Source organism: Photobacterium japonica (genome assembly GCF_050337005.1).
In the GTDB taxonomy this organism is placed as follows: Bacteria; Pseudomonadota; Gammaproteobacteria; order Enterobacterales; family Vibrionaceae; genus Photobacterium; species Photobacterium japonica.
On record NZ_JAKJSN010000113.1, the window covers coordinates 1 to 3,582 of the forward strand.

Sequence of the window (3,582 nt, forward strand, 5' to 3'; positions counted from 1 at the left end):
CTCGGGAGATTTGATTTTTACGAAGCGCGTTGAAGGACGGGCAACGGCGATACAAATAGCTACTGCATCGTTAAGATCGTTTTTGGCGCCCGTTCTGAAAGGCGCCACATACTTGGCCGCCATGATTTTTGGTGTATGACCAAGCTTTGTTAATTCACGCGCCCAATAATGGGCACTGCCACAGGCTTCCATCCCAATGATAGCGGGCGGAATGTTTGCGAAAATTTCAAGAACTTTAGACCTTGATATTGTTTTGTGGATCAATACCTTGCCTGTCGCATCTTCGCCATGGATACTGAACGAATGTTTGGCAAGATCAATGCCATAGATGGATTTTGACATGGTGGCCTCCGAACGTTTTTACCTTGACTCATCAAGTGTGGCAGAGTCTGGATGAGGGGGAGTCCATGTCATTCGTTATACATTTTAAGAGGCATCGATGTTCGTATTTTCTAAAAAAGGAAATGAGATAGAGTTTGCAGATGTAGAATTTTCTTATGTCGCTGAGGTGTTAAAGCCCATCGACACTTCACTTTCTGAACTCAACCATGAGATTTCCAAAGCCGATGTATGGGACGTTAGTTGTTTGTGCGATAAAGGCGAGTACTTGATAGGACTAGGTTTTTGTATCATGCAACGATATATGTTCGACGTACTGAGGGATGTTGCTCTTAAACCCGTTGAAGCTCGAAAGTTGGGACCTTGCAGTTCTTTTGGTGAACCAGTTGCGGAGTTAATTCATACTGCAGCGAACTACTGGAAACATGAACCGGAGTGGCATATTTGGTTAGAAAAGCTGAGTAAACAATCGCAAGAAACTGTTGATAAGGTTTTACATCATAGGGACTCCGCCCAGTATCCGCTMTCTGATTTGCTAGCAGATTTGAATGGTAGCCAAGATTTAACCCTCATTGGTTGTTTACCATATCTAATTGATTGGCGAAAAGCCCTGTTTGAGTACACCAAAAAAAATGTATAACAAATAAAGATTAAGGTGTTGCGCAGCCAACACTAAATCCCGGGTGTTGAACAAGCCCGACGCCTCTTTATAAAGTAAATTGTGCGATCTGGTTTGAAGGGGGCATCGCTCTGCCTCTTTTCTCAAGACGAGCGATGCCAAGATAATACTTTGAATGCCGTATTATCAATGAGTTAGCTGTTTTCACTGTCTCTTGGCTGTCATCTCTCCTCTGCGCTACTTACCATTGCACCATTATCCTTATTCTGTTCGCCTTTCGGCTATCTCGGTCGGCTGACGCCCACACAGGCCATCTCATGTTGACAGCAGGGACAGACACGAACGGCTTTGGCTTTGGTTATCGGCACCGTCGGTGGCGTGGAATAAAACAGACCCAGCAACAGCAGTTGAATACGTACACGCAGCGCTTTGGCCTGACCGCGTAAAAAGCCGTAGTCACGCACCCGTTGTAAGCCTTTGGGTAATACATGCTGCAAGATAAGCAGCAAGAACGTCAGTATGGGTAAAGTGCGCGTTTTCCATGTTTTGCTGTGACTATCTTGGTAGCGGAAGGTGACACTGTTTTCACTGACCGCGATGATGTCTTTATCCGGCAACACCCCACGATAGAGATAGCGAGATAAATACTCGAGCGCAGGCTCACCGTACCCCACACAGCGACAGTCGACCACCCATTGGTTGGGTAGGTTAGCCGGCAGCCACAGTTGCGGGTGTTGCTGTATTGCCTCAAGCAGCCGTGCTCGCCAGACTTTGGCGAGCGCGAAGGCGTTGAACAAGTACTGTTTATTACTCTTGTGCCATACTTGCTTGGATGAGTCATACCTTCCGCCTGCGATAATGATGTGTAAATGCGGATGTAGGTTTCGTTGCCTACTGTGGGTATGCAGCACAGCAGTAAACCCCAACTCTCCGTGTTGTTGTCTTTTAGCGAAGCTTTTGAGCACACCGGATGCCACCGTGAACATCGTTTGATACAGCGCTTTGGGTTGTTTTTGAGCGAGCACGCGTAACTGATACGGCAAGGTGAAGGTTGTCATGAAGTAGTGCACCGGTAGCAGCTTTTGCTTTTGGCGCAGCAACCAGTCAGAGGTGGTACGGTGTTGGCATTGGGGGCAATGTCGATGCCCGCAAGAGAGCGGCAAGCGGTCATCGTGATGGCAGTGAGAGCACAACCATTGCGAGCGCCCTTGCCGCTCCGTTTTACAGCGCAGCATAGCCGACATGGCTCGGCGGATGTCGGGATTGATTTGAGTACCGTAGTGGTGTTCAAGCTCATCACGATGAGCCCGCAGTAATTCAATAAATAGACTCATCGTTCCTCCCACATTAATACCAATGCATTAGCCAATTGATTCATGGCCAAGGCGGCATCACGTTGCTTGATGGTTGTCATGCGGGTATAGCGCGCGGTGGTGTTCAGGCTGGCGTGCCCGAGCAGGGTTTGTAGTGAACGTAAGTCCAGCCCTTGCTCAAGCAGATGCGTTGCAAAACAATGCCGGAGGGAATGGGGAGAAAGTGGCTTGTTAATGCCACAGTCTTTTAGCACCTGTTTCATTGATTTTTGCACACCGCCTCGGTCCATCGGGGTGTCGGTATGCTTGCCTTTGCCGGGGAAGAGTAGCCGGGGATGGCGATGGGTTTTCCAATACGCGCGCAGGGCATTGAGTGTGCGTTGCGGCAGTGGCACCATGCGGTCTTTCCCGCCTTTGCCATCCCGAATGTGCACTTGCATGGTATGACTGTCGATATCATGGATGGTGAGGTTGAGTCCTTCACTGAGCCTCAGCCCCAGTGTGTACAGCGTCAGGAAAAACACTTGATAGCGCGGTTGCTGGGTCATGCTGATGAGTAAGCCGACTTGCTGTGAGGTAATGATATCGGGCAGTTTTTGTTGCTGTGGGGGTTTAATGATATCGAGCCATTGCCACGATTTATTTAAGGTATAGCGATAGAAAAACTGCAAACCATTGCGGTCTAATTTGACGGTGCTCCATGAGTGAGAGTCTATTAGGCTGGCGAAGTAGTGCTTTAAATCTTCAGTTGTCAGGGTGTCGGGGCAGCGGTCATAAAACTTCGTTATTCGACGCACCGCCCGTGAATAGGCATCAATGGTTGCAGGGCGTTTACCTTGCAGGGTTAAGTTAGTAAGGTGTTGTTCATAAAGCAGGTTGTAGCGTTTACGTTCGATGGGATCCATGGTGTACTCCGGTAAGCACCATCACAGTGATGGTGTTACAGAGAGTATGGAAGGCGTGCGCTTTACTCTGCCGCGGAGCGGCTTCGTTCAACAAAGCGTTCAAGACGGATTCTCAACGCATGGCGTTTTCGGCTTTCTTCATTTTAAGTGTTTATGTCACAATAGTTTAGGTAGGGTGGTTAGCGTTGCTCACCACTTAACGCGGCTACATGGACTCCCCCGGTTGTCAACAACAGCGTCAGGTAATATAAGGTTTGGGACTGCCGCTCTACATTCGGTCTGTTTATTGGCTTATTTGCCATGACCCTGATGACACTACGCGGTTGCGGTTCCTCATTCGTTAGAAGGCATCTTTTGTGCCCGCCGCATTATCAGGTTTTCCCGCAAATGGTCTTAACCATATATC

3 protein-coding genes and 1 pseudogene are annotated in these 3,582 nt (G+C 48.6%); 1 reads left to right on the top strand and 3 read right to left on the bottom strand.

The genetic code is table 11. The features are described 5' to 3' along the window. A pseudogene (locus L4C36_RS23425) lies at positions 1-342 on the bottom strand (IS110 family transposase); the annotation flags it as partial. A gap of 97 nt (positions 343-439) precedes the next feature. On the opposite strand from L4C36_RS23425, the gene L4C36_RS23430 reads away from it, so the two are divergent. Next, complete coding sequence (locus L4C36_RS23430; protein WP_428480181.1) at positions 440-979, top strand: hypothetical protein; 540 nt, start codon at positions 440-442, stop codon at positions 977-979. 260 nt (positions 980-1,239) lie between these two features. On the opposite strand, the gene L4C36_RS23435 is transcribed toward L4C36_RS23430, so the two are convergent. Then, positions 1,240-2,292, bottom strand: a complete 1,053-nt coding sequence (locus tag L4C36_RS23435) for an IS91 family transposase (protein ID WP_428480182.1) — start codon at positions 2,290-2,292, stop codon at positions 1,240-1,242. Further along, positions 2,289-3,176 (bottom strand): site-specific integrase, encoded by an 888-nt coding sequence (locus L4C36_RS23440; RefSeq protein WP_428480183.1) that lies wholly within the window; start codon positions 3,174-3,176, stop codon positions 2,289-2,291. Before L4C36_RS23440 ends, L4C36_RS23435 begins: the two co-directional genes overlap by 4 nt. Between the last annotated feature and the right edge of the window lie 406 nt (positions 3,177-3,582).

Bases quoted from the DNA above. Each gene is read 5' to 3' on its own strand.
- L4C36_RS23435 (WP_428480182.1), bottom strand. From the start codon at position 2,292: ATGAGTCTATTTATTGAATTACTGCGGGCTCATCGTGATGAGCTTGAA.
- L4C36_RS23440 (WP_428480183.1), bottom strand. From the start codon at position 3,176: ATGGATCCCATCGAACGTAAACGCTACAACCTGCTTTATGAACAACAC.